Annotated in this window: 30 protein-coding genes and 1 riboswitch; of the genes, 15 read left to right on the forward strand and 15 right to left on the reverse strand. The window is 69.9% G+C overall.

What is annotated here, in order from left to right:
* Positions 1 to 115: 115 nt before the first annotated feature.
* Complete coding sequence (locus ACLZOT_RS25420) at positions 116 to 1,060, reverse strand: glucosyl-3-phosphoglycerate synthase (protein WP_416971375.1); 945 nt, start codon at positions 1,058 to 1,060, stop codon at positions 116 to 118.
* A 165-nt stretch (positions 1,061 to 1,225) separates the two neighbouring features.
* Positions 1,226 to 1,373: riboswitch (SAM riboswitch) on the forward strand.
* A gap of 17 nt (positions 1,374 to 1,390) precedes the next feature.
* On the opposite strand from ACLZOT_RS25420, the gene thrC reads away from it, so the two are divergent.
* The 4 genes from thrC to groL all read left to right on the forward strand — a co-directional run bounded on the left by thrC (position 1,391) and on the right by groL (position 5,573).
* Entirely contained in the window at positions 1,391 to 2,668 is a 1,278-nt protein-coding gene (gene thrC / locus ACLZOT_RS25425) for a threonine synthase (RefSeq protein ID WP_416971376.1), read from the forward strand.
* A complete protein-coding gene (locus tag ACLZOT_RS25430; RefSeq protein WP_416971377.1) occupies positions 2,665 to 2,940 on the forward strand; it encodes a MoaD/ThiS family protein in 276 nt (91 codons plus the stop codon). Before thrC ends, ACLZOT_RS25430 begins: the two co-directional genes overlap by 4 nt.
* Positions 2,941 to 3,416: 476 nt before the next feature.
* The gene (locus tag ACLZOT_RS25435) at positions 3,417 to 3,620 is read left to right on the forward strand and encodes a cold-shock protein (protein WP_004986573.1); all 204 of its coding nucleotides are present in this window, start codon (positions 3,417 to 3,419) and stop codon (positions 3,618 to 3,620) included.
* Positions 3,621 to 3,950: 330 nt separating this feature from the next.
* Entirely contained in the window at positions 3,951 to 5,573 is a 1,623-nt protein-coding gene (gene groL / locus ACLZOT_RS25440) for a chaperonin GroEL (protein WP_055722845.1), read from the forward strand.
* An 84-nt stretch (positions 5,574 to 5,657) separates the two neighbouring features.
* Here groL and ACLZOT_RS25445 read toward each other — a convergent pair whose 3' ends face one another.
* The 4 genes from ACLZOT_RS25445 to ACLZOT_RS25460 all read right to left on the reverse strand — a co-directional run bounded on the left by ACLZOT_RS25445 (position 5,658) and on the right by ACLZOT_RS25460 (position 8,369).
* On the reverse strand, positions 5,658 to 6,170 hold the full coding sequence (locus ACLZOT_RS25445; RefSeq protein WP_416971378.1) for a hypothetical protein: 513 nt from the start codon (positions 6,168 to 6,170) through the stop codon (positions 5,658 to 5,660).
* Positions 6,167 to 6,730 (reverse strand): RNA polymerase sigma factor, encoded by a 564-nt coding sequence (locus ACLZOT_RS25450; RefSeq protein WP_416971379.1) that lies wholly within the window; start codon positions 6,728 to 6,730, stop codon positions 6,167 to 6,169. The genes ACLZOT_RS25445 and ACLZOT_RS25450 overlap by 4 nt, the downstream gene beginning before the upstream one ends.
* Positions 6,731 to 6,804: 74 nt before the next feature.
* Positions 6,805 to 7,476 carry a Uma2 family endonuclease gene (locus ACLZOT_RS25455; RefSeq protein WP_416971380.1) on the reverse strand — a complete coding sequence of 224 codons (672 nt, stop codon included), beginning with the start codon at positions 7,474 to 7,476 and terminating at the stop codon, positions 6,805 to 6,807.
* 59 nt (positions 7,477 to 7,535) lie between these two features.
* A complete protein-coding gene (locus ACLZOT_RS25460) occupies positions 7,536 to 8,369 on the reverse strand; it encodes a hypothetical protein (RefSeq protein WP_416971541.1) in 834 nt (277 codons plus the stop codon).
* A 329-nt stretch (positions 8,370 to 8,698) separates the two neighbouring features.
* Between ACLZOT_RS25460 and ACLZOT_RS25465 the strand changes: the two genes are divergently transcribed.
* Complete coding sequence (locus tag ACLZOT_RS25465; RefSeq protein ID WP_416971381.1) at positions 8,699 to 9,148, forward strand: hypothetical protein; 450 nt, start codon at positions 8,699 to 8,701, stop codon at positions 9,146 to 9,148.
* A gap of 17 nt (positions 9,149 to 9,165) precedes the next feature.
* Positions 9,166 to 9,804, forward strand: coding sequence for a hypothetical protein (locus ACLZOT_RS25470; RefSeq protein WP_416971382.1), 639 nt, complete (start codon positions 9,166 to 9,168; stop codon positions 9,802 to 9,804).
* 28 nt (positions 9,805 to 9,832) lie between these two features.
* Here ACLZOT_RS25470 and ACLZOT_RS25475 read toward each other — a convergent pair whose 3' ends face one another.
* Together ACLZOT_RS25475 and ACLZOT_RS25480 are read right to left on the reverse strand one after the other, a co-directional pair.
* Positions 9,833 to 10,039, reverse strand: a complete 207-nt coding sequence (locus tag ACLZOT_RS25475) for a DUF397 domain-containing protein (RefSeq protein WP_416971383.1) — start codon at positions 10,037 to 10,039, stop codon at positions 9,833 to 9,835.
* On the reverse strand, positions 10,023 to 10,799 hold the full coding sequence (locus ACLZOT_RS25480) for a helix-turn-helix domain-containing protein (RefSeq protein WP_416971384.1): 777 nt from the start codon (positions 10,797 to 10,799) through the stop codon (positions 10,023 to 10,025). Before ACLZOT_RS25480 ends, ACLZOT_RS25475 begins: the two co-directional genes overlap by 17 nt.
* Positions 10,800 to 10,915: 116 nt before the next feature.
* On the opposite strand from ACLZOT_RS25480, the gene ACLZOT_RS25485 reads away from it, so the two are divergent.
* Positions 10,916 to 11,149 carry a hypothetical protein gene (locus tag ACLZOT_RS25485; protein ID WP_416971385.1) on the forward strand — a complete coding sequence of 78 codons (234 nt, stop codon included), beginning with the start codon at positions 10,916 to 10,918 and terminating at the stop codon, positions 11,147 to 11,149.
* Positions 11,146 to 11,367, forward strand: a complete 222-nt coding sequence (locus ACLZOT_RS25490; protein ID WP_416971386.1) for a hypothetical protein — start codon at positions 11,146 to 11,148, stop codon at positions 11,365 to 11,367. The genes ACLZOT_RS25485 and ACLZOT_RS25490 overlap by 4 nt, the downstream gene beginning before the upstream one ends.
* Positions 11,368 to 11,437: 70 nt before the next feature.
* Here the strand turns inward: ACLZOT_RS25490 and ACLZOT_RS25495 are convergent, their stop codons facing one another.
* Together ACLZOT_RS25495 and ACLZOT_RS25500 are read right to left on the reverse strand one after the other, a co-directional pair.
* Positions 11,438 to 12,022, reverse strand: coding sequence for an ALF repeat-containing protein (locus ACLZOT_RS25495; RefSeq protein ID WP_416971387.1), 585 nt, complete (start codon positions 12,020 to 12,022; stop codon positions 11,438 to 11,440).
* A gap of 138 nt (positions 12,023 to 12,160) precedes the next feature.
* Positions 12,161 to 12,793: a LysE family translocator gene (locus tag ACLZOT_RS25500; protein ID WP_416971388.1), complete on the reverse strand. Its 633-nt coding sequence runs from the start codon at positions 12,791 to 12,793 to the stop codon at positions 12,161 to 12,163.
* A 245-nt stretch (positions 12,794 to 13,038) separates the two neighbouring features.
* Between ACLZOT_RS25500 and ACLZOT_RS25505 the strand changes: the two genes are divergently transcribed.
* Positions 13,039 to 14,154, forward strand: coding sequence for an NADH:flavin oxidoreductase (locus ACLZOT_RS25505; protein WP_416971389.1), 1,116 nt, complete (start codon positions 13,039 to 13,041; stop codon positions 14,152 to 14,154).
* 188 nt (positions 14,155 to 14,342) lie between these two features.
* On the forward strand, positions 14,343 to 15,860 hold the full coding sequence (locus ACLZOT_RS25510; protein ID WP_416971390.1) for a carboxylesterase/lipase family protein: 1,518 nt from the start codon (positions 14,343 to 14,345) through the stop codon (positions 15,858 to 15,860).
* A 64-nt stretch (positions 15,861 to 15,924) separates the two neighbouring features.
* Here the strand turns inward: ACLZOT_RS25510 and cpt are convergent, their stop codons facing one another.
* The gene (gene cpt / locus ACLZOT_RS25515) at positions 15,925 to 16,461 is read right to left on the reverse strand and encodes a chloramphenicol phosphotransferase CPT (RefSeq protein WP_416971391.1); all 537 of its coding nucleotides are present in this window, start codon (positions 16,459 to 16,461) and stop codon (positions 15,925 to 15,927) included.
* Positions 16,462 to 16,564: 103 nt separating this feature from the next.
* On the opposite strand from cpt, the gene ACLZOT_RS25520 reads away from it, so the two are divergent.
* Complete coding sequence (locus tag ACLZOT_RS25520) at positions 16,565 to 17,134, forward strand: hypothetical protein (protein ID WP_416971392.1); 570 nt, start codon at positions 16,565 to 16,567, stop codon at positions 17,132 to 17,134.
* Positions 17,135 to 17,216: 82 nt separating this feature from the next.
* Here the strand turns inward: ACLZOT_RS25520 and ACLZOT_RS25525 are convergent, their stop codons facing one another.
* The 3 genes from ACLZOT_RS25525 to ACLZOT_RS25535 all read right to left on the reverse strand — a co-directional run bounded on the left by ACLZOT_RS25525 (position 17,217) and on the right by ACLZOT_RS25535 (position 19,848).
* Positions 17,217 to 17,600, reverse strand: coding sequence for a hypothetical protein (locus ACLZOT_RS25525; protein ID WP_416971393.1), 384 nt, complete (start codon positions 17,598 to 17,600; stop codon positions 17,217 to 17,219).
* A gap of 386 nt (positions 17,601 to 17,986) precedes the next feature.
* Positions 17,987 to 18,913 carry an N-acetylmuramic acid 6-phosphate etherase gene (murQ, locus tag ACLZOT_RS25530; protein ID WP_416971394.1) on the reverse strand — a complete coding sequence of 309 codons (927 nt, stop codon included), beginning with the start codon at positions 18,911 to 18,913 and terminating at the stop codon, positions 17,987 to 17,989.
* 50 nt (positions 18,914 to 18,963) lie between these two features.
* Positions 18,964 to 19,848: a MurR/RpiR family transcriptional regulator gene (locus tag ACLZOT_RS25535; protein WP_416971395.1), complete on the reverse strand. Its 885-nt coding sequence runs from the start codon at positions 19,846 to 19,848 to the stop codon at positions 18,964 to 18,966.
* 57 nt (positions 19,849 to 19,905) lie between these two features.
* On the opposite strand from ACLZOT_RS25535, the gene ACLZOT_RS25540 reads away from it, so the two are divergent.
* Both ACLZOT_RS25540 and ACLZOT_RS25545 read left to right on the forward strand, forming a co-directional pair.
* Positions 19,906 to 20,304, forward strand: coding sequence for a hypothetical protein (locus tag ACLZOT_RS25540; protein ID WP_416971396.1), 399 nt, complete (start codon positions 19,906 to 19,908; stop codon positions 20,302 to 20,304).
* Positions 20,301 to 20,591 (forward strand): DUF4031 domain-containing protein, encoded by a 291-nt coding sequence (locus tag ACLZOT_RS25545; protein ID WP_416971397.1) that lies wholly within the window; start codon positions 20,301 to 20,303, stop codon positions 20,589 to 20,591. The genes ACLZOT_RS25540 and ACLZOT_RS25545 overlap by 4 nt, the downstream gene beginning before the upstream one ends.
* Here the strand turns inward: ACLZOT_RS25545 and ACLZOT_RS25550 are convergent.
* Both ACLZOT_RS25550 and ACLZOT_RS25555 read right to left on the reverse strand, forming a co-directional pair.
* Positions 20,564 to 21,652, reverse strand: coding sequence for a GNAT family N-acetyltransferase (locus ACLZOT_RS25550; protein WP_416971398.1), 1,089 nt, complete (start codon positions 21,650 to 21,652; stop codon positions 20,564 to 20,566). The genes ACLZOT_RS25545 and ACLZOT_RS25550 overlap by 28 nt on opposite strands.
* Positions 21,653 to 21,669: 17 nt before the next feature.
* Positions 21,670 to 22,317, reverse strand: coding sequence for a hypothetical protein (locus ACLZOT_RS25555; RefSeq protein ID WP_416971399.1), 648 nt, complete (start codon positions 22,315 to 22,317; stop codon positions 21,670 to 21,672).
* Positions 22,318 to 22,367: 50 nt separating this feature from the next.
* Here ACLZOT_RS25555 and ACLZOT_RS25560 point away from each other — a divergent pair, with 50 nt between their 5' ends.
* Positions 22,368 to 23,039 carry a maleylpyruvate isomerase family mycothiol-dependent enzyme gene (locus ACLZOT_RS25560; protein WP_416971400.1) on the forward strand — a complete coding sequence of 224 codons (672 nt, stop codon included), beginning with the start codon at positions 22,368 to 22,370 and terminating at the stop codon, positions 23,037 to 23,039.
* A gap of 51 nt (positions 23,040 to 23,090) precedes the next feature.
* Entirely contained in the window at positions 23,091 to 23,768 is a 678-nt protein-coding gene (locus ACLZOT_RS25565; protein ID WP_416971401.1) for a copper homeostasis protein CutC, read from the forward strand.
* Positions 23,769 to 24,024 lie beyond the last annotated feature (256 nt).

The raw sequence follows: 24,024 nt of genomic DNA on the forward strand, positions 1-24,024 counted from the left end.
GAACGTATACGTGGCATGGGACACCGGGGTATGCCCTACCCAGGTACTACCCGGTTACCCCCACAGGACCAGCCCCCCCAGGACCAGCCCCGCAGGCCCCCTCACGCACGCCCCCTCACGCCACCTCCCGCCGCGCGTACTCCGCCACCTCCACCATCGGCGGCCTCTCCTCCGTGTCCACCGAGTACGTCCGCGCCTCGAACCCGTCCTCCCCCCGCTCGAACTGGGTCAAGGAGGGCCGGATCAAGTGCCCCCGGGCGAGCCGCAGTTGGGCGGTGCGGTAGATCGCCGCCGACATCCGCCCCAGCGCCTGCCCGTCCTGGTGCCGGTGCTTGCGGACCCCGATGTCGACCTGGGCCAGCGCGTCGAGGCCCACCAGATGCAGGGCGTCGACCAGCATGCCCAGCTCGACCCCGTACCCGACCGGGAACGGCAGTTGCTCCAGGAGGCTGCGCCGGGCGGCGTACTCGCCCCCCAACGGCTGCACGAAGCCCGCGAGTTGGGGCCAGTGCATGTTCAGCAGGGGGCGGGCCATCAGCTCGGTCACCCGGCCGCCCTGACCCGAGGCCCCCGCGAGCGGGCGGTCGTACATGCCCTTGACGAGGTCCACGTCCGGATCGGTCAGCAGCGGGCCGACGATGCCGGAGACGAAGTCGGAGGAGAAGTCACGCAGGTCGGCGTCGATGAAGCAGACGATGTCGCCGGTGGTGGCGAGGAGGGACCGCCACAGGACCTCACCCTTGCCGGGCAGTGCGGGAATGCGCGGGAGGATCGCGTCGCGGTGGACGACCCGCGCCCCCGCGGACGCCGCCACCTGCGCCGTACGGTCGGTGGAGCCGGAGTCGACGACCACGAGCTCGTCGACGAGCGGGACCTGGAGCATCAGGTCGTGGCGGATGACCGCGACGATGTCACCGACCGTCGCCTCCTCGTTCAGCGCGGGCAGGACCACGGAGACGGTCCGCCCGGAGGCCCGCTTCGCGGCCATGATCCGGTGCAGGGGGCGATCGGTCACCGACCAGGAGCGGGTGGCCAGCCAGCGCTCGACTTCTTCCAGCACAGTCAGCGGCTCCTCACTGTCACGGTCACACTGCCCAGTGTGATCCATCTCGCGCCTCGGACGACTATCTCAACTGTCGTGGCCTTCGGTTACAGTCTTGAACAACGCTGGTGACCATCGCATGTCGGGGGCCGCCCGCGGACAGCTCCACTCATAACTTCATACCGCTCATCCAGAGGGGCAGAGGGATACGGCCCGATGAAGCCCCGGCAACCCTCCAGCCGGTCTCGTGCGTGATCACGCAGCGAGGCTCCCGGCTAGGGAAGGTGCCAAATCCGTCTCACGGCGAGATGCGTCGTGAGGAAGATGAGGAGAAAGGGCCTCGCCTCCATGGCTGTGCAGACCATCGCCACGACCACTGTCGACCTCGGTCCCGCCGCGGCGCTGAGCTGTCGCGAGTGTGGTCACCGCGTCCCCCTCGGCCCGTTCTTCGCGTGCGAGGAGTGTTTCGGGCCGCTGGAGATCGCGTACGACTTCTCTTCGTACGACCCCGAAGAACTCAAGCGGCGCATCGCCGCGGGCCCCGCCAACATCTGGCGCTACGCCCCCCTGCTCCCCGTACCGGCGGACGTGGCCGACAAGCCGAACATCAACCCGGGTTGGACCAAGCTCGTCCAGGCCGACCGTCTCGCCGCCGAACTCGGCGTCGAGCAGGGCAAGTTGTTCGTCAAGGACGACTCCGGCAACCCGACCCACTCCTTCAAGGACCGTGTCGTGGCGCAGGCGCTCGAAGCGGCGCGCGCCTTCGGTTTCACCACCCTCAGCTGCTCCTCGACGGGCAACCTCGCCGGTGCCGTCGGCGCGGCAGCGGCTCGCGCGGGCCTGCGTTCCTGCGTCTTCATCCCGCACGACCTGGAGCAGGGCAAGATCGTCATGGCCGCGGTCTACGGCGGTGAGCTGGTCGGCATCGAGGGCAACTACGACGACGTCAACCGCTTCTGCTCCGAGCTGATCGGCGACTCCGCGGGCGAGGGCTGGGGCTTCGTCAACGTCAACCTGCGGCCGTACTACGCCGAGGGCTCCAAGACGCTGGCGTACGAGATCTGCGAGCAGCTCGGCTGGGAACTCCCGGACCAGCTCGTCGTACCGATCGCCTCCGGGTCGCAGCTCACGAAGATCGACAAGGGGCTCCAGGAGCTGATCAAGCTGGGGCTCGTCGCGGACAAGCCGTACAAGATCTTCGGGGCGCAGGCGGAGGGGTGCAGCCCGGTGTCCGTCGCGTACAAGGCGGGGCACGACGTCGTACGGCCGCAGAAGCCGGACACGATCGCGAAGTCGCTGGCCATCGGGAACCCTGCGGACGGGCCGTACGTGCTGGACATCGCGCGGCGGACCGGCGGCGCCGTCGAGGACGTCACCGACGAGCAGATCGTCGACGCGATCAAGGTGCTGGCGCGGACGGAGGGGATCTTCGCGGAGACCGCCGGGGGTGTGACCGTGGGGGTCACCCGGAAGTTGATCGAGAACGGGCTGCTGGACCCGTCCCTCACGACGGTCGTCCTCAACACGGGTGACGGCCTCAAGACGCTCGACGCGGTCGCCGGCACCGGCCTCACCGCCACCATCCGCCCGACCCTGGACTCCTTCCGAGAGGCTGGCCTCGCATGAGCGTGACCGTTCGTATCCCGACCATCCTGCGTACGTACACCGGTGGGCAGGCCGAGGTGGCCGCCGAGGGCGGGACCCTCGGGGAGGTCATCGCGGACCTGGAGAAGAACCACACGGGCATCTCCGCGCGCATCCTGGACGATCAGGGCAAGCTGCGGCGGTTCGTCAATGTGTACGTCAATGACGACGACGTCCGTTTCGAACAGGGGCTGGAGACGGCGACTCCCGACGGCGCCGGCGTCTCCATCATCCCGGCGGTCGCCGGAGGCTGATTTCTCCGGTTGACCTAATGTCATTACCAGCCGGTAGTAACCGTAGGTAACAGACATTACCCATTGTTCACAGAATTGCCCCCTCCGTGCAGAAGCGGAGGGGGCAATTCTGTGTGGTTGAACGAGGTAAGGTTGGGGAACCCGCTTCCGTTTGGCTCTTGCCCCGCAAGTCGGAAGCCCTTGATTTCTGCCTTACACCCGACAAGAAGTAGCCAAAGTGCGCGTCTCTTGCGTGGCATTTGTGGCATATGTCGGGCCCGACTTGCCCCGAACTCTGGTGAATTCTCACCACATTCCGGATCGTGGGCGTCCAGAATTCTCGTCCGATTGACCTGTTGCAGACGGCAGTTGGACAGATACATTCAGCCGCGGTCGACGCGTTCCGGCGCACGCCCCCAATACGGCAGGGGGGTGAGGTCTGACCCGGATCCACGAAGTGTGGATCCGCGCAAGGGCCAGTAATAGGGGAGTTAGGCATGGCTCAGGGCACCGTCAAGTGGTTCAACGCGGAGAAGGGGTACGGCTTCATCGCGGTCGACGGTGGTGCGGACGTCTTCGTCCACTACAGCGCCATTCAGATGGACGGCTACCGCACCCTCGAAGAGGGCCAGCGAGTCGAGTTCGAGATCTCGCAGGGTCAGAAAGGCCCGCAGGCCGACATGGTTCGCGTCACCGCCTGAACATTCAACAAGAGACCCGCACCTGTCCAGGGTGCGGGTCTCTTGTCGTCCCCCCGCCCCCCGCCCCCGCCACCCCCGTGACCCCCGCCGTCCCCACCCCGCAGCCCCCGCAAACCCCCGCACCCCACCCGTACGGCCTTGCACTCTCAGGGGTCGAGTGCTAATCATTGGCGTTAGCACTCTCCCCGTGAGAGTGACAACGAAGGACCGAGTCGGTGAGGTTCACGGCGAGGGTGGGGCAAGGGACCACCGAGCCGCGGGACCGTCCGTCGCGGGCGCGGGCGCGGTCCACTGCGGTACTCACCCCCAGTCCTGGAGGGACCACTTCACATGGCCAAGATCATCGCGTTCGACGAGGAGGCGCGGCGCGGCCTTGAGCGCGGTATGAACCAGCTCGCCGACGCCGTCAAGGTCACCCTCGGCCCCAAGGGCCGCAACGTCGTCCTTGAGAAGAAGTGGGGCGCCCCCACGATCACCAACGATGGTGTGTCCATCGCCAAGGAGATCGAGCTGGAGGACCCGTACGAGAAGATCGGCGCCGAGCTGGTCAAGGAAGTCGCGAAGAAGACGGACGACGTAGCCGGTGACGGCACGACGACCGCGACGGTCCTGGCCCAGGCACTGGTCCGCGAGGGCCTCCGCAACGTCGCCGCCGGCGCCAACCCGATGGCTCTGAAGCGCGGCATCGAGAAGGCCGTCGAGGCCGTCTCCGGCGCCCTCCTGGAGCAGGCGAAGGACGTCGAGACCAAGGAGCAGATCGCCTCCACGGCCTCCATCTCCGCCGCCGACACCCAGATCGGCGAGCTCATCGCCGAGGCGATGGACAAGGTCGGCAAGGAAGGCGTCATCACGGTCGAGGAGTCGCAGACCTTCGGCCTGGAGCTTGAGCTCACCGAGGGCATGCGCTTCGACAAGGGCTACATCTCGGCGTACTTCGCGACCGACATGGAGCGTATGGAGGCGTCCCTCGACGACCCGTACATCCTGATCGCGAACTCCAAGATCGGCTCCGTCAAGGACCTGCTCCCGCTCCTGGAGAAGGTCATGCAGTCGGGCAAGCCGCTGCTGATCATCGCCGAGGACGTCGAGGGCGAGGCCCTGTCGACCCTGGTCGTCAACAAGATCCGCGGCACGTTCAAGTCCGTCGCCGTCAAGGCCCCCGGCTTCGGCGACCGCCGCAAGGCGATGCTGAACGACATCGCGATCCTCACCGGCGGCGAGGTGATCTCCGAGGAGGTCGGCCTCAAGCTGGAGAACACGACGCTGGACCTCCTGGGCCGCGCCCGCAAGGTCGTCATCACCAAGGACGAGACGACGATCGTCGACGGCGCCGGTTCCTCGGACCAGGTCGCCGGCCGGGTCAACCAGATCCGCGCCGAGATCGAGAACTCCGACTCGGACTACGACCGCGAGAAGCTCCAGGAGCGCCTGGCGAAGCTCGCGGGCGGCGTGGCCGTCATCAAGGCCGGTGCCGCGACCGAGGTCGAGCTCAAGGAGCGCAAGCACCGCATCGAGGACGCCGTCCGCAACGCGAAGGCCGCCGTCGAGGAGGGCATCGTCGCCGGTGGTGGCGTGGCCCTGCTCCAGGCTTCCCAGGTCTTCGAGAAGCTGGAGCTGGAGGGTGACGAGGCGACCGGCGCTGCCGCCGTCAAGCTCGCCCTTGAGGCCCCGCTGAAGCAGATCGCCGTCAACGCCGGCCTCGAAGGCGGCGTCGTGGTGGAGAAGGTCCGCAACCTCACCCCGGGTCACGGCCTCAACGCCGCGACCGGTGAGTACGTCGACCTGGTCGCCGAGGGCATCATCGACCCGGCCAAGGTCACGCGCTCCGCGCTGCAGAACGCGGCCTCCATCGCCGCGCTCTTCCTCACCACCGAGGCCGTCATCGCCGACAAGCCGGAGAAGGCCGCCGCGCCTGCCGGTGGCGGTATGCCGGGCGGTGACATGGACTTCTGATCCATCTCCCGCGAGGGACGGATCGGCAGTACTACTGAGGGCGGTACTCCCCAGGTACGGGGGGTACCGCCCTCGGGCGTTGGTTCAGGGTTTCTTGTCGGGAGTGCAGGGCACGAGCCTGCCGTCATCCGTGAGTCGTACGTGGACGACGTACGGCTTCGCGGCCCCGGCCCGCAGCGTCACCTTCCACGCCGTGTGCTTGCGTACGGCCTTGTCCGGCCCGGCCGTGTTCTCCACCCAGTCCGGCATCGGCTCCCCGGGGTCGGCGGCGCACGTACTGCCGGCGACGTCTACGGCCATCCCCCCGCTCCCGCTGATCTGCTCGGGCACGGACTTGAGGTTCAGCGCGACCTCCTGGCCCCACTCCTTCACGGACAGCGTGACGCTGCCGTCGTCGTTCTTCTCGACGGCGTACGCGGCGGACTGGCTGGACGCGCCCGGCCACAGGACCCACCCCACGGACACGGCGGCACAGACGACCCCGGCGACGAGCACGCGCCTCGGGGTGAACACCCTCCGAGGTGCGGGGACTTGAGCCGCCCCCCGCAACTCGGCCTCCTGCTTGAGCTGTTCGAGCAACCGCTCCTCAAAGGTCATGCCTCGCCCCCCACGGTGTACATCTCCGGTACGACGACGTCGGCCCCGCGCAACGCCTTCCGCGCGCGGTGCAGCCGGACCCGCGCGGTGACCTGCCGTATCCCGAGCGCGGCGGCGGCCTCCCCGACGCCGAGCTGGTCCACGGCGACCAGTTCCATCACGGCCCGTTCCCCGTCGGGGAGTTGAGCCAGCGCCTTCAGCGCCCGACGCCCCGGACTCTCCGCGTCGAGCTGCTCCTCCAGCCGCGCGATGTCATCGGCGTCGAGCAGCCGCCGCCCGGAAACCCGCCGCACCCGCTCGGCCTCCCGGGCGACCCGCCGGTACTCGGCGGAGACGACGTTCCGGGCGATCCCGTACAGCCAGGCGGTCTCGCTCCCGAGCCCGGCGCGGTACGTGTGCCCCGAGTCGAGGACGGCGAGAAAGACCTCGGCGACGAGGTCGGCGACGGTGTGTGGATCATCGACTCGCCTGGCCACGAACCGGGTTATGGCCCCCACATGCCGCCGGTAGAAGTTTTCCAACACCTCCGGATCACTGAGCCCACCCCGTCTTTTCCCCATGCCACCCACAGGCGCCTCCTTCGCGTCAGGCGGTACGTCTGTAGTTGGCGGGGGGAGGGGGAAGCGTTACAGGGTCAGTTGGCGTAGTCCTGGAGTTCGGTGGTGTCCAGGACGAAACCGAGGGGGTGAGGAAGGGGAACAGGCGTACCCCAGGGGTAGGACGTGATCTCCTGGTAGCGGCCGTGCATGGGGCTGCGGTAGAGGACGACGGTGTCGTTGTCGCGGTCGATCAGGAGGTAGAGAGGGATACCGGCCTCGGCGTAGCCGACAGGTTTGTCGACGCGATCGCGCCGGTGAGTGTCCCGGTCGTGCGAAGTGATCTCTACGGCCATGAAGATGCCGTCGGATTCCGACCACTCTCCGTGCCCCGTGAAGTGTCCCTTGCGCGCGACCACTCCGTCCGTCCGGGCGCGGCCCTTGCGGTACGCCCCTGTCTCCAGCCCCGACTCCCCATAGAAACCGAGATCAGGGCGGTGCTGGGCGACTTGCAGCGTCAGCCAGAGGGCGATCTCCCGGTGATTACCGTCCGGCACTGCCTTGACCTCTAGTTTTCCGTTGATGTACTCAAGCCGAACGGTCTCCGGAGCCCGCTGCTCCAGTTCCTCGAAGTCTTCGACGCTGAGCGGATCCCGGGTACGGACCCGGCCGTCGACGAGTTCGAGCCGCACGTTCTCGGGAGCTGCGGCGGCGAGCGCCTCGAAGTCCTCGACAGGCATCTGCGGGTACTCGGCGGTGCTGGGGGTCATGGCATTGCCTCCTCCCCTCAATGGTGCCCCGGGGCAGTGTCGGCGGACCGTGGGAGCGGTCATACGGGTGTCCTTTCTCGCGGCGGCAGCCCGATCGCAGCACGGATCTCATCCGCCCGGCCCCGAACACCGGGGGAGTCCAGAAGCACAGGAGGGCGCACGGAAGCCTCCGCACACCCCCGGCACAATCCCCCCGGCAGCGCCTCCGGCCTCCCCGGTACCCGGCACTCGGAGCACTCCAGAAGTCGTACGCGTCTTACGGCCTGCCCCTCAGGTACTACGGGTCGTACGGGCACCGGCGGCGGCATCTTGTCCACGAGCCGCCGATGCAGCAGCGCGGCGGGGGAGTGGACGGGTGAGGGCAGCCCGGCGGTGAGGGCGGTACGGACGGCCTCCGCACCGGCACCCCGCGCGAACCACTCCTCGACCAGCGGAGCGAGCCGCGCGCACTCGGCGCCGGACAGGAAGAGCGAGGGCTCCGTACGGCTGAGCGCGGCGAGGAGGACGACGGCACGCGAACGGGTCTGCGGCGACGGGGAGTTCTCCGGCGGTACGTCACCCCGCGTGAACGCGGCCCACCACTCGTCACCGCGTGCGGTCCGGCTGAAGAACGTCCGGGTGACCCAGAGTTCGGTCCCCGCGCCGGACGTCACCTTCTCCTGCCCCCGCCGCAAGTGCCCGGCGGCCTGGATCCTGTTGAGCGAGGTCCTGAGCGCGCACTGTCCGTACGCGGTCGTCCTGGCCAGCGTCTTCACGGAGATGTCGGAGCCGTCGGGAAGCCGGTCGAGGTACCCGGCGATGGCGGCATCACGGGGGAGCAGGTGATCGAAGTCGCCCTTGCCGCGCGGCTGCTGGCCGGGGGCGGTGCGTTTCCCGTACCCGGGCTTGGCCATCGGGTGCGCGGACAGGTCGGCGGTACTAAAGTTGGCCTCAGCCATTGGGGTAGCCCTAACGTGAGTGGGGCGGCTCCTTCGGTCAAACCCCCACAGGTGTTGTCTGCACCTGCTGGGGGTTGATTTACGTCCAGAGCCTTTGTGTTGGCAGCACCGTAAGACCAACTGACGCTCCGTCGCAACCCGAACCCGCAAAGTCAACAGGCGGGGTGGGAGGGCGGGTTGAGACCCTCACCCATGCAAATCAAAGAGCGCTCGACGCTCAGGACTTGAGCCCCGGGAACCTCGAAAACGGTCGCGAGCCAACGCCGGACAGGGTCACGAGGGCGTTGCTCGTAACCCTGTCGGCTGCTGCCACGACCTTGGGGCAGGCCGGGGCCGCACACGCCGATCCTCCGCGCTGGAACAAGACCGAGAAGTGCCAGCAGGAGGACTGGGACGGGCGGAAGGTGCCTACGCGCATCGGCAACAGCGAGTTGGGCTGGGCGCACTTCTCCAGCAACCACAACATCCGTACCTGCCGCATCGTCAATGCCGCTCTCAACGGCAAGGCGGACAAGAACGACGGCAAGGGGGGCCTGGAATATTGGGGCTACGCCTTTGACGGCAGGCACCCCCAGGTGAAGATCATCGTCAAGGCGCAGGTTACCCGCTACACCCAGGACAGGCGGTACGACGCCGGAAGAGGGCAGATGATCGGTGTCATCACCGCCTACTGCAACGGCATGAACAAGTGTCCTGGCTGGATGAACAAGTCCGCCGCCAGGTTCAAGCGCTGAACAGGGAGACACCCCCGATGACGCCATGGGAAGTGGCCGTGGCCCAGGCCGATGTGGCCGGTCACCTGATCCTCTACACGCAGGTGGCGATCGCGAAGAAGACACGGGTGCGCGGTGTCCTTCCGGGACCGGACGCCGCACCGACCGTACGGATCGCGGTCGGCAGGCGGAAGGCAGTCGTCGGTGAGTTCCGCGCGGTGTACGAGATCCCGCTCTTCCGGCAGGACGAGGCGCTGAGCCCGTGGGAGGCGGTCAGTCTCGTACGGCACGAGGTGGGCGAGGTGCGGTTCCGTTCCAGCGGTCAGATGGACGATGTATTGGGTACCCCGCTGGTACGACTCTCCGGCGTAGTACCTGGGGCGGAGCGGTTGGAGGACAGGGCGCACACGCTGCTGACCACCCTGAGCTGCCCACCCCCGAGCTTCGAGGAACGGGAGAGCGCCGGCTCCCTGCTGGTCGGGTTCCTGTATCTGAGCCGGGACCGGATGCGGTTGTACGTATGTCACCAGGACGCCCCCGGGGTCGTCGCCTGCGACGTACGGCTAGCGGAGGCGGGCCCGGCGGTGATCGCGGAGGTGTTCTCCCGCTCACAGGAACGGGAGTTGCTGGAAGAGCCGGGGGGGGGGACCCTCACTGCGTGGCGGTGCTGGACCTGACGCACTGAGGGACCCGGCCGGCCGGGGGTCACACCTGCTTGAGGTCTTCGACGAAGGCGGCCCAGGAGACGGCGCGGAAGACGAGCTTCGGGCCGGAGGGGTGCTTGGAGTCGCGGACGGGGGTCAACGAGGGGTGTCCGGTGGCGACTTCGAGGCAGTCGTCGGAAACAGGGCCGCTGTAGCTGGACTTGTGCCAGGTGACGGTGCTGGGGTCGTACTCAGTGCTGTGCCTCATGCTCGTAATCTTCTGCGATCGACTCGATCAGGGCCAGCGAATCCTGGAGAGGGAGCGCGTCGGCCATGAGCAGTTTGAAGGTCAGCTCCGCGCGAGCGATCCGGTCCGGGTCGTCGAACAGGTATCCGAAACCGGTGCCCTCCACATAGAGGAGGGGAGGCGAGTCGGGAAAGTACATGAGCTTCACGAGGCCGTGCAGGCCGCCGACACCCCCCGCGCTGAACGGCATGACCTGCGCACCTCCGACGCGGCGGCGCAGTGTGCTCTCGTCGAGGACGCACCAGAACAATGGTGGCACCGGGGCGTCGAAGAGCTGCGCTCGCGCCATGCGGTCCTCGGCCATCCTGTCGATGTGCGCGTCCGCCGCGAGCGGGTCGTAGGCGCGGAACAGCGCCTTGGCGTAAGCCGGTGTCTGAAGCAACCCCGGGATCACGCTGGGTACATGCTGCTTGATGGTTGCGGCTTCCGCCTCCGCCTCCACCGCTTCGGCGAAGTGGTCCGCGTACTTCGACTTGGCCAGTTCCTTCGAATGCCGCGTGAAGAACGTCCCCGTCCCCAACATCTCGTCCAGCGGAGGCCCCATCTCGGGCCGGATGCGCCGGATCCCCACCTCCATCTGCCCCACGTACGAACCGCTGATGAAGAGGGCCTTTCCCAACCCCGCCTGGCTGTACCCCTTTTCCTCGCGCGCGTGCTTGAGCTCCCTGCCCAGGAGCACACGAGGTGACGTCGGCAGATCCATGTCCTTCGGCTTCGCCATGATCGACTCCCTCCGTTACAGCCGGAGTTGTTGCTGTGCCTCCTCTGGTCAGGCTAGAAGAGCACCGACCACGCTGTGTGGTGAACGGAAACACTCAGCGTGGAGGAAGTGCGCATATGAAGGAGTTGACCGGGGCCGAGAAGCCCACCCCCACCATCGACGAAGCCCTCACCAGACTGCGGGACGCCCTCGCGGACGTAGGCATCACCCTGCCCTCCCTCCGCGTTGACCAGTCCTCGGCCACCCACCGCGACCCGAAGTACCACCTCCTCGACCTCGGCCGCTGCAACGTGGACGTCGCCACCCACCTCACCGCCGCCCTGATCCGCGCGGGAGCCCCCACCCCATGACGACGATCGGCACCTACGTCCTCGACACCCGCACGAACCGCATCGGCGAGGTCATGGACCACCTGAACGGCCACCTCCAACTCCGCCCCATCGGCGGGGGAGTCGAATGGGACTGCCGCCCGGTGGACACCGAACCGCCCACGCCGGAAGCCCTGTTGAGCGAACGGGTCCGCACCCGGAACAAGGACTCCCGCACCAGGGGCAGCCTCAACCTCTGAACCCCGGGTACGCAACAAGCCCCGCCCGCAAGCCGCTTCACGGCCGCAGGCGGGGCCACCCCGCCGCCCCTCAGACCTCGTACTGCCCGACCTCGATGAAGTACCGCAACTCCTCCGGCGTCCCGTCCATCGCCCGCTGCGCCGCCGCGAAGAGCGCCGGGCTGGTCTTCGGGTTCGCGAGGATCCGGCCGACGGCGACCCGGTCGTCCTCGGCCTGCGCGAGGCGGTAACCGGTCTCCAGGAAGGCGCGTAGTACTTCCGGCGTACCGTCGTCGAGGGCCTTGTTGGCCTCGCGCTTCACCCCTCGGCCGCTGCTCGGCAGCCCCATGATGCGGGAGATCGCGACGGCGTCGTCCTCGGCGAGGGCCAGCCGGTACCCGGTCTTGAGGAAGTTCCGCATGTCGTCGACCGTGCCGTCGAGCGCCTTGCTCGCCTCGCGCTTCACGCCCCGGCCGCTGCTCGGCTGCGCCATGATGCGGGAGATGGCGAAGCTGAGCTCGGTCTCCGTCATCTCGTCGACGGGGGTGTCGGTGGCGGCTGTCGCCACGGTCGCCGGGGCGGCCGGCGCTGACGCGAACGCCGGGGTCGTGAGGAGGAGCGCCGGGGTGAGGGCGGCGGTCGCGAGGAGGAGGGCGGCACGGGTCGGGCGTCTCATAGAGCTGTCTCCGTAGGCGTGTAGAGGTCGGTGGGGAGAGCTTCGCACGGCGGAGAGGGCCGGCACATTTCCGGGAACGGGCAGTGTTCCGGGGGGAGTTGTTGCCGGTGTGCTCCGGGACGGCGTACCCCGTACGGCCTAGTCCTTACGTCCGGTGACCGCCACTGATACCCCCAGCCCGATCATCGCGAGTCCCCCGAACCCACCCACCCGGGACATCCGCCGGGGCGAGTCGGCGAACCAGGTGCGTGCCGCTCCTGCCGTAATACCCCAGAGGGAGTCGCAGGCGAGGGCGATGCAGTTGAAGACGAGCCCGAGCAGCAGCATCTGCCCGGCCGCGTGCCCGGCGTCGCGGTCGACGAACTGGGGGAGTACGGCGGCGTAGAAGACGATGGTCTTGGGGTTGGTGATGCCGACGAGGAACCCTTCGCGGAAGGACCGCCGGTCGCCGCCGCCCGCCGCGACGGCGGGCGCGTGGAGGACACCCCGGGCCCGCCACGCCTTGACCCCGAGGTACACGAGATACGCGGCCCCGGCCCACTTGAGCACGGTGAACACCAGCACCGACCGCTCGACGACGGCCCCCACACCGAGGGCGACGCCGAGCACGAGCACGTACGACCCGACCGTGTTCCCGAGCACCGTCAGCAGCGCGGCCCGCCGCCCCTGCGCGAGCGCCCGCCCGATCACGAACAGCACACTGGGCCCGGGCACGACGATGAGGACCAACGAGAGCCCGGCGAAGGCGAGGAGACGGTCGGCGGAAGGCATGCCCGCATCGAAACACGGCCCGCCGGGGGAGGGCGAGACGTTTTCCCGCCCCCTGTCGAGGCTGGCTCCCGGGTACTCCCCGCAGCGGCTCCCCGCAGCGCTACGGGGTGTCCGGGATCACAGCCCCCAACCCCCTCGTCCGGAAATGGGGTGGACCGCGGTCCGGTTGAACGGGACGTACAGGCGTATGCGCGTGCACATACCCATCGGTCAGCCCGACGACTTCATGAGCGAGGAGCCCTTCCGTGGCAGCCACCCCCACCCGTACCTCCGAGGTCCTGTCCCGCCCGGTCACCATCAACGGCCTCACCCTCGCGAACCGCATCGCGATGGCCCCGATGACCCGCATGCAGTCACCGGAGGGCATACCGGGGGAGGACGTGGCCTCGTACTACGCACGTCGTGCTACCTCAGGCGTAGGCCTGATCATCACCGAGGGGACGTACGTCGGCCACGACTCGGCGGGCGAGAGCGACCGGGTACCCCGGTTCCACGGCGAGGAGCAGCTCGCGGGCTGGGCGAAGGTCGCCGACGCCGTCCACGCCGCCGGCGGCCGGATCGTCCCCCAGCTCTGGCACATCGGCATGGTCCGCAAGGCCGGGCAGCCGCCGTTCACCGAGGCGCCGCCGGTCGGCCCGTCCGGCCTGCGGGTCGACGGCACCGAGGACGGCCGCACGATGACCCAGCGCGACCTGGACGACGTCATCGGCGCGTTCGCGCAGAGCGCCGCCGCCGCCGAACGCCTCGGCTTCGACGGCATCGAACTGCACGGCGCGCACGGCTACTTGATCGACCAGTTCCTGTGGAGCGGCACCAACCGCCGCACCGACGCGTACGGGGGCGACCCGGTCGCCCGGACCAAGTTCGCGGCCGAGATCGTCGCCGCCGTACGCGAGACCGTCTCCCCCGAGTTCCCGGTCATCTTCCGTTTCTCGCAGTGGAAGTACGACAACTACGACGCGCGGCTCGCCGAGACGCCGGAGGAGCTGGAGGCGATCCTCACGCCGCTCGCCGCCGCCGGGGTCGACGCCTTCCACGCGTCCACGCGCCGCTACTGGCTCCCCGAGTTCGACGGCGCCGACCTCAACCTCGCGGGCTGGGCCAAGAAGCTCACCGGCAAGCCGACGATCACCGTCGGTTCGGTCGGCCTCGACGGCGACTTCAACACCGCGTTCGCCGGCCAGTCCTCCGCGGCGCGCGGCATCGACGACCTGCTGGACCGTTTCGAGCGCGACGAGTTCGACGTCGTCGCCGTCGGCCGCGCGCTGCTCCAGGACCCGCAGTGGGCGGCGAAGGTCCTCGACGGCCGGTTCGAGGAACTGCGGACGTTCGAGCCGAGCGCGCTCCAGACGCTGAGCTGAGGCAGGCAGGGGGTGGGTGGGTACGGGGCCGGCCCCCGTACCCACCCTCGGACCGTCTCACCCCCACCTCACCCTCCGTCACCCACACGAGTGAACTCCGGCCGGATCGGCGGATCGTGGGCACTTCTGTTCGACGCGGCCCGTTGGGCGGGGCAGAGGCGGTCAGCGGGAGACGTGAGGAGCGAGGGATGGCGACGGAAGAGGTCCGTACGACGGCCGGTGCGGTCCGGGGCAGGCGGGAGGACGGCCTGACGGTGTTCCGGGGCGTCCCCTTCGCCGCACCCCCGGTGGGCACCGCCCGCTTCCAGGCCCCCCAGCCCCCGACACCGTGGACGGACGTCCGGGACGCGTACGAGTTCGGCGCCCCGCCCCCGCAGGAGTCCGGTCCCCAGGGCTCCGGTCCCCAGGGCGAACCCGCCACGGGCGACGACAACTGGCTGACGACGAACGTCTGGACACCGGACCCGAGCCCGAGGGCCCCGCGCCCGGTCATGGTCTGGATCTACGGCGGCGCCTACAAGATGGGCCACGCGGGCAGCCCCGGATACGACGCCCGGCACATCGCCCGCGCGGGCGACCTCGTCGTCGTCACCTTCAACCACCGCGTCGGCATCGAGGGCTACCTCCACATCGAGGGCGCCCCCGCCAACCGGGGCCTCCTCGACCAGGTCGCCGCCCTGGAGTGGGTCCGCGACAACATCGCGGAGTTCGGCGGCGACCCCGGGGACGTCACGGTGTTCGGCCAGTCCGCGGGCGCCGGCTCGATCGCCGCGCTCCTCGCGATGCCGGCGGCCCGCGGCCTCTTCCACCGCGCCGTCACCCAGAGCGTGCCGGGTACGTACTACTCGGTGCCCCTGGCCCGGGACATCGCGACGGCGGTCGCGGCGGAGGCGGGCCTGCGCCCGACCGCGCCCGACCTCGCGACGGTCCCCCCGAGGAAACTCACCCAGGCAGGCGAGTCCCTGGGCGCCAAGATGGCGACGTACACGCGCTGGGGCCAGGCCGCGGGCGCCACGCCGTACGCCCCCGTGGTGGACGGCGAGATCCTCCCGAAGACCCCGTGGCAGGCGGTGACGGCGGGCGAGGCCAGGGACATCGACCTTCTGATCGGCCACAACTCCCAGGAGTACCGCCTCTTCACGGTCCTCGGGAACCTCCTGGGCCGGATCACGGAGGAGCAGGCGACAGCCGTCCTGCGCAGGTATGCCCCCGGCGGCGGCGAACCGGGCGAGCGCGCGTACCGCGAGGCGTTCCCCGGGGCGACGGCCCAGGACCTCTTCGAACGCGTCCAGTCGGACTGGCTGTTCGCGATGCCGTCCCTGCACCTCGCGCAGGCCCAGACCGGTGCGGGCGGCCGGGCCCACCTCTACGAACTGACCTGGACACCCCCGGCCCTCGGCGGCATCCTGCGCGGCTGCCACGCCCTGGACGTCCCCCTCCTCTTCGGCACGTACGGCGCGGACCTGGGCGCCGTCGTCTTCCCCGGCGGCGAGGTCCCCCCGGACGCCCTCGCCCTGACCGACCGCCTCCAGACGTCCTGGACGTCCTTCGCCCGCACGGGAGACCCCGGCTGGGAGGCGTACGACCCGGACCGCAGGCTCACCCAGGTCCTGGACACCCCCTCGGAGGTCCGCGCCTACCCGGAGGAGACCGCGAGGGGCCTGTGGGAGGGGTACGCGTGGGAGCCGCTGCCGCTGCTCGACTGACGAGAGGGCTCGCGGGGGACAGGGCGGCGGGGCAGGGCGAGGTGACGCCGTGCGGCCGGCGGACTCAGCCCCGCACCCTCTCCGCGATCACCCGGGCACACGCCAGGGACTCGGTACGGCTGGTGTCCACGACGACGTCGTACCGCATCCCCTCATGCGCCACCTCCGCCTGGGTCTGCGCCATCCCCGGCACCCGGTCCCCCCGGGCGATCTCCCGCCCGGCGGCGACCTGGGCGTCACACCGCACCCCCACCCACAGCACACCCAGCTCCCCGAACACGGCCTCCCACCCCCGCTGCCCCTCACCCCCGCCCAGCAGCACATCGTCGACGATCACCCGCCCCCCGGCCCGGGCGACCGCCGCGACCCCCTCCCGCCAGGCCGCCTCTGCCACCTTGAACTCGGGCCCCACGGAGATGCTCCCGTCCGGCGCGAACAGAATCCCCTCCTCGGAGTTCTGCATCTTCCGGGGCAGCGCCTCCACGAAGGAATCCACCCCGAAAGCCATCCAGGCCCCCGGCAGAATCTCCTGAAGACACCGCACGATCCCGGACTTGCCGGAACTGGAACCACCGTTGAGAAAAACGACCCGAGTATCCACGCCCTCACACTAGGAGCCCCCCACACCCCCCGGACAACACATTTCCCGCCCCGCACCGACCCCCTACCCTGGACCTACCACCCCCGGCCGGAAACCCCACACCATGAACCACGCCCAGCTCACCGCCCTAGGCCGAGCCCTCCGCCTCCTGGGCGAGCACGGCGACGCGCTCACCGGCGACACCCCGGACGCCAAGCTCCACGAGATGAAGGCGGACATCCAGCGGGCCCTGGACCTGCTGGACGACAGCGTGGAGGGCGCGGCCCCGGTGACCCGCTGCGCGGAACACCCGTACGGCCCGGTCGACGAGGAGGCCCCCGACGGCTGCCTCCTGTGCGAGACCCGCCGCAGATCGGCCCGCCGTACGGAGCTGAGCGGCCCGACCCCGCCCGCGCACCTCCCGTCGGCCCCCAGCAGGTACGGCGTACGGGAGGACCGCCCGCAACCCCAGCAGCGCTGGCTCCCGGAGCTGTGGAACGGCCAGGAGTGGCAACTGTGCGGCACCCCCCGCAGGGACCGCCGGGAGGCGGAGGCGTTCCTCGCGGCGCTGCGCCGGGGGCCCCGGCCGGCGATGGCGTACCGCCTGGTCCACGAGTTCACCGACTACGAGGTACTACGGGTATGGGGTACCCCTCTGAAGGTGGACATCGAGCCCCTGGGCAACAACCTCTGAGGCCACCGGCGGCGCCCTGGTCAGGGAGCGCGGCTGGTGGCCTCGGCGGTGAGCTAGGCGCTCACTTCAGGACAGCGCCGGTTCAGCAGTGGTTGGGTACGTTGCCGGTCTGGCTGCCCTTGAGCAGGCCGCCCCAGACCCAGCTCTGGCCCGAGCCGAGCAGCACCCACTTGTTGTGGGTGTAGCCGTGCTGGCTCACGGTCTCGCCCTCGTCGTAGCAGATGGCGCTGAACGTGTAGTTGGCGCCGACGCTGTAGTTGATGCTGCACGCGGTGGACGGACAGCTGCGGACGTTCGCGCTGGTCCAGGTGGTGACCCACGTGTTCTGGATGGCCTGGGTCTGATCGGCCGCCGCGGTCCGGCTGCCCTGGTCGGTGGGCGCCGCCGAGGCGCTGGGCGCGAACATCCCCGCGCCGGCCAGCAGCCCGGCCGCGACGGTCGTGATGACCTTTGCTCTCATCTGCATGAGAAGAATCCCCCTGTTGGAATTGATCTGCTGGGATATTCAGCGTGAATGACGCTAACCGTCACCAGTCGCTCTGGTCAGTCGCGTACTGGCCAATACCATAATGAGAGGCGGCATTCCGCTCTACGCGTATCGGTGCGGCGTCACGGGCGCCTGAGCAGGGAGATCTTCGGACGGAATGAAATCGGCGCCTGGCCACTGCCGGGTCGGCATCGGATAATTGATCACCCTTGAGGACCCTGGGAAGGGAGTTGCTTCTCTCCTGGTCACTCGACGCTTTTACGGTACGGGCATGCCGGAGATCGCCGGGCCGCAGGGGGCGTGGCAGGAATTTGCCCTAGCAATTGCCAGGTCGCCTTCCGCTTTCCTTGGTCACGTTTCCTCGGTCACGACGCGCGATGCGTGGCGAGGGCGGCCCGCAACTGCCCTCCGGCCTCCTCCAGCAGCCGCCCGGCGGTCCCCGCGTCCACCCCCGCGAGCAGCACCAGCACCGCGTTCTTGACCTCGCCCCCGGTGGCGGTGAGCGCGGCCTCGATCTCGTCGTCCTCCGCCCCGGTGGCCAGCGCGACGATCCGCCGGGACCTGGCCCGCAGCTTCTCGTTGGACGCGCGGACGTCGACCATGAGGTTCCCGTACGTCTTCCCGAGCCGGATCATCGTGATCGTGGAGATCATGTTGAGGACGAGCTTCTGAGCGGTCCCGGCCTTGAGCCGGGTCGACCCGGTGATGAGTTCACCCCCCGCGACGACTTCGATCCCGTAGTCGGCGGCACCCCCCAGAGAGCTACCGGGATTACAGGCGAGCCCCACGGTCAGCGCCCCCAGCCCTCGCGCGTACTCCACCCCGCCTACCGCGTAAGGGGTACGCCCGGAGGCGGACACCCCCACCACGGTGTCGTCCCTCCCGAGAGCCAGTGCCCGCAGATCCCGCACGGCCAATTCCCGGGAATCCTCGGCCCCTTCGACGGAATCGACAAGGGCCCCGACTCCACCGGCGATAAGCCCCACGACCTGCCCGGGCGAGGTATTGAAAGTGGGCGGACACTCGGAGGCGTCCAACACCCCCAACCGCCCAGCGGTCCCGGCCCCCATATAGATCAGCCGCCCCCCGCGCCCCATCCGCAGGGCAATGGCATCAATGGCGGCGGAAATAACAGGCAACTGGGTGGCGACAGCGGCGGGAACACCGGCATCTTCGCGATTCATGAGCCGGGCGATATCGAGCGTGGACAGCTCATCGATCCGGGCGAGGTCGGCCCGAAACGACTCGGTGGGAAGAGAGGAGAGCTGGGAAAGAAGGTCAGAGGAAGACATAAAACGAAAAGCTCTTTCCATCAGGGAGTTCCTGCAAGACTCCCTACGGTCTACCGGTGCCGATGGGCCAATGCCTCGTAAGACGCGGCGAGCGCGGGAGCGGCGGCCTCGTAATTCCGCTGGGCGACCCCCACGAACAGGCAGTCCACCACCAGTAACTGCCCGGTCCGCGACGCCATGGCCGCGGGCCGCAACTCACTCTCCCGCGCGGAGGAAGTGGTCAGCACATGATCCGCGTACTGGGTGACCGCCCCGTCCGCCCGCCCGGTGATGGCCACGGTGGTGGCCCCCCGCTCGAAGGCGACCCGCAAAGGCTCGATGACATCCCCGGTGGACCCGGAATGCGTAATGGCGACGGCGACATCTCCGCCCCGCAACTGCACCGCGTTGGTCACCGCGAGATGAGGATCGCTGTGCGCATGGGCCACAATTCCGATCCGCAGGAATTTCTGCACCAGATCCTGGGCGACGAGCCCGGAAGCCCCGACCCCGTACACATCGATCCGCCGAGCGGAAGCGGCGGCGGAAACGGCCGCCCCGAGCTGGACGGTATCGAGCCCGGCGGCGGTATCGGCCAGCGTCTGCCGCTCCTCGTGCGCGAGTTTGCTGACGACGTCCCCGATCGGATCGTCGACAGAGATGTCCGTGGTGAGGACGGGCGCCCGCCCGGACTGCTGATGCGCGGCGAGCCCGGCGAGCGCGAGCCGCAGATCCCGGTACCCGGGATACCCCAGTACCCGAGCGGTACGGACGACGGTCGCCTCGCTGGTCCCGGTCCGCTCCGCGAGCCCCGTGACCGTGAGTGCCGCGCACCCCGCCGGGTCCCCCGCGACCGCCTCGGCGACCCGCTGCATGGACCGGGTCATGGAGGGGGCGAGGGTCCGCACCTTGGCCGCGAGCGCGCCGCCGAAAATTTCTTTCACATCGCGGGTCACACTCTGAAAGATATTTTCGTTTCGGCGACCGGGTCAAGAGTGCGCACAATGGAAGTCATGAGCACCGACCCCGTACCCCCCGTGAGCCACCTGGAGCAGTCCCTCCACAGAGCCAGGGCCCTGGTCCTGGCCGACCTGATCGCGGGCGAGGTCGCGGAGGCGGACGTGGTGTCGCTGGTCGAGGAGTCCGTCGTCCAGCGCCGCTGGTGGGTGGAGCAGTGGCCCGACGGCGCGCAGTACGTCGCGGGCCTGGTCGCCCAGGATGTCCAGGACGCCCTGCTGGAGAGGTACGGCCGCTGGCCCCTGTGCCCGGTCTGCGGCTCCGGCGACCCGCACGCGCTGGAGGTCGAACCGGAGCTGGGCCCCGACCCGCACTGGGTCTGCCACAAGGCCGGTGTGAAGGTCGCGGCGGTCGGCTCCCTCGCCGCCGCCCCGAGCGGACCGCCGTCCTCATGACCGTCTACATCGACCCGCCCGCCTGGCCCGGCCACGGCCGCCTCTGGTCCCACCTGGTCAGCGACGTCTCCTTCGATGAACTCCACGCGTTCGCCGAGGAGTTGGGCGTGCCCCCGCGCGCTTTCGAGCGGGATCACTATGACATCCCCGAGCAGCGCTACGCCGATGTGGTGGCCGCCGGCGCGGTCGAGGTCAGCAGCCGCGAGGTCGTCCGGCTCCTGCACGGCGCGGGTCTGCGCCGCCGCAAGGCGAGCGTCCCTCAGAGCCGGTACCGCCGCAGTTCGTAGGCGTCTCCCTCCGGATCCGTCCCGACCCCGACGAACCCGGCCCGCTCCAACACCCCTCTGGACGCCAGGTTGTCGGGCTCGACGACGGCGAACACGCTGTCCACGTCGCCCTGTTCACGCCCGAGCGCCCACTCCCCGACGGCCCGCACCGCCTCGGTCGCGAACCCGTTGCCCCGCGCCTCGGGCACGACGTCGTACCCGATCTCGGTCCGGCCCTCCCCGTCCGGCGCCGCGTGGAACCCGAGGCTGCCGATGGCCAGCCCGTCCGCCCGCCGCACGAGCACGAACAGCCCGAACTCCGCGCGCAGGACGCCCTTTTCGTACGAGGAGAACACCAGCCCGGCGGCCTCGCGGGTGCCTTCGAGGGGGCCGTCGCCGAGCCAGTCGAAGCCGCCGTCGCCGCCCGCCCACAGCTCGGCGAGCACGGCCGGCGTGGCGGACTCCAGGGTGAGCCGATCGGTGGGCAGGACAAGGTTGTTGTGCCACAGCCAGCGCGACACCGGCGCACGGCCCGGGAGCTGACCGCGCCCGGTCGCCCACAGCAGCGCCTCCCACGGGTCGAGCGCCGGACGCACCTGGGGGAAGATCCGCTGGAGCACGAACTCGGCGAGTTCCGGGGCCGGTTGGTACGCGACATCCAGACCGCGCGCGAGGTCGTGGGTGTGCAGCAGGACCTCGGCGGCCCCCATCGCGGCGAACCCCTGCCGGTTCGCGTCCCGGAACGGCGCCGGGTGGTACGCCCGCACCCGCGGCGGCGTGCTTCGTACGGCCGCCGCGAGCACCGCGCCGGCCGCCTCGATCACGTCCACCACACGGGAGTTGGGCGTCTCCTCGTCGAACCGGAGCTTGAAGGGCAGGTACGCGCCCTGCACCCGGCCCGCCAACTGCCCGGCGTATCCGAAGAGTTCGTACGCGATGTGCTCGGCGGTCGTCCGGCAGCTCCACTCCAGGCCCGAGGCCGGGGTGTCCGCCCAGTCCCGGTCCGTGAGCGTCCGCAGCAGCGCGACGCACTCCGTGACGGCCGCGTCCAGTTGATCTCCGCCCGAAAGACTTCTCCGCATGACGTGAGGGTAGAGCCTCAGCCCGTCAGCACCTCCAGTTCGGCGGCGATGTTGCGCCGCGCGTCCGCCTCCCAGTGCTCTTGGCCGTACGGCGTTCTGAACAGCCTTTCCATGCCGAGGAGTTGGCGCAGAATGTCGGCCCGTCCGGCCCGGAAGGCGGCCTCGGGGATGAAGCGGTACTCCTCCCGCACGGCGGCCGTGTACGCCGTGTACGTCTCCGGCGCCGAGGCCAGGACCGCGAGGTCCGCGTCGCACAGCACCTCGCCGTTGCGGTCCCCGTCGGCCGGGGCGTGCCCCTGGGTGAGCCGCACCAGTCGCGCGACCTCCGCCACGCCCCGCTCCGGCACGCCCGCCTCGGTCAGTGCCCGCTCCGCGAGCCGCGCCGACCGCTCCTCGTTCGTCGACCGGTCCGGAAGGTAGACGGCGTCGTGGAACCAGGCCGCGAGCCGCACCAGGCCGGCGTCCTCGGCGTAGCTCTCCAGGAGGTCGACGCGGTCCAGTACCGCCGTGAGGTGGGTGAGCGTGTGATACCTGCGGTGGGGTTCCTGCCAGCGCTCGATCAGGTTGTCGGCGTAGAGGCGGGGCGCGATGGCGCAGGAGTCGTCGGTCCGTGCGGAGAGCAGGGCGGGGAGCCAGCGGGCGCGCAGGGCGTCGAGGTCGGGCATGGGCCCATTGTCCCGCCGCACGGCGGCTCCCTACGCCCTAGGTTGGTCGTATGACTGCTACTTCGGAGCTACCCCGCGACCCCGAACTCCCCGGCCGTCTCCTCATCACCGAACGCGACGCCCTCATCCCCCTCCTGCGCGCCCGCCCCGACGCCGACTTCGCCCTCCCGACCACGGGCTGTCCGGACTGGTCCGTGCGGGACGTCCTTGCGCACTGCTCCTCGGCCCTGATGCGCGTGGTGGAGAACCGTTTCGAGGAGGGCGTGTTCTCCCCCGAGTCCAACGACCGCGACATCGCCGACCGCGCGGACTGGCCCATGGCCCGGATCGTCGACGAGCTGGAGCGCGGCATGACCGAGGTCGGCCCGGTCGTCGCCGCCTCGGACGGCCGTCACGACGGCATAGCCCTCGGCGAGTGGATCCACGCCGGCGACGTCCGCGAAGCCTGGAACGAACCCGACGCGTACGCCGGTCCGGCCCTCCCCGACGCCCTGACGCTCCTCGCCCGCCTCACCCGGCAGTACGAGCGCCTCCCTCTCCAGGCCGACCTGGACGACGCGGATGAGCCGCTCGTCCTCGGCCACTCCGACGGCACCCACCCTCCGGCCCGCTACCTCGGCCCCGCGTCCGCGCTCGTGCGGCTGTACTTCGGGCGATCGGTTCAGGGGGCGTCGTACGAACTGGTGGGGGTACGGGAGGACGAGCTGAATCTGTTCGCCTGACGTACCCTGATTGGACTAGACCTGTAGAGGGACCCGGCGAAAGGCACCCGCATGAGCACGCGCGCGCTCCTGGAGGTGATCGCCCTCACCCCCGAGGACGCGATCGCGGCGCAGACCGGCGGCGCGGACCGGGTCGAGCTGGTCTCGCAGATGGCGGCGGACGGACTGACCCCGGAGCTGTCGGTGTTCGGCGCCGTCCGCGCGGCCGTGGACATCGATGTCCGCGTGATGCTCCGCCGGACGGCGGGCTTCGCGGCCGGTGACCTCGGTCAACTCGTGCGGGCGGCCGCGGAGTTCAGGGAGGCCGGGGCGGACCAGTTCGTCCTGGGGTTCCTGGACGACGCGGGCGCCGTGGACGTGCGCGCGGTGGAGCGGCTCGTCGCCGGGCTCGACGGCTGCCGCTGGACCTTCCACCGCGCGATCGACCACGCCGCGCACCGCGAGGAGGTCCGCAAGGCGCTGGCGGGCCTGCCGGGCCTGGACACCTACCTCACGGCGGGCTCGGCCGCTGGCGTGGAGCAGGGCATGCAGACGCTGCTCGGGGAGGCGGGCCGGTACGAGGAACGCCTCCTGGTCGGCGGCGGGTTGACCCTCGCCCACGTCCCCGCCCTGCGCGCGGCCGGAGTCGACGCCTTCCACGTCGGCGGAGCGGTACGCCCGTCCGGCTGGACCGAGCCGGTGGCACCGGAGGCGGTCAGGACCTGGCGCCGGGCGATCGACCCTGCCTGACGGCTCGCGCGAACTGCCGGGCAGCCGGGGTTGATTGGCGGCCCGCGTGTACACCGGGCGACCGAGCCCGCCTGACGGCTCGCGGGAACTGCCGGGCGGCCGGGTCCGATTGGCGGCCGGCGTGAACGCCGGGCGATCGAGCCCGCCTGAGGGCCCCGCGTGTACACCGGGCGACCGAGCCCGCCTGACGGCTCGCGCGAACTGCCGGGCGGTCGGGTCCGATTGGCGGCCCGCGTGTACACCGGGCGGTCGGGTC

Origin of the sequence: Streptomyces sp. 4F14 (assembly GCF_048159485.1) — a bacterium.
GTDB lineage: Bacteria > Actinomycetota > Actinomycetes > Streptomycetales > Streptomycetaceae > Streptomyces.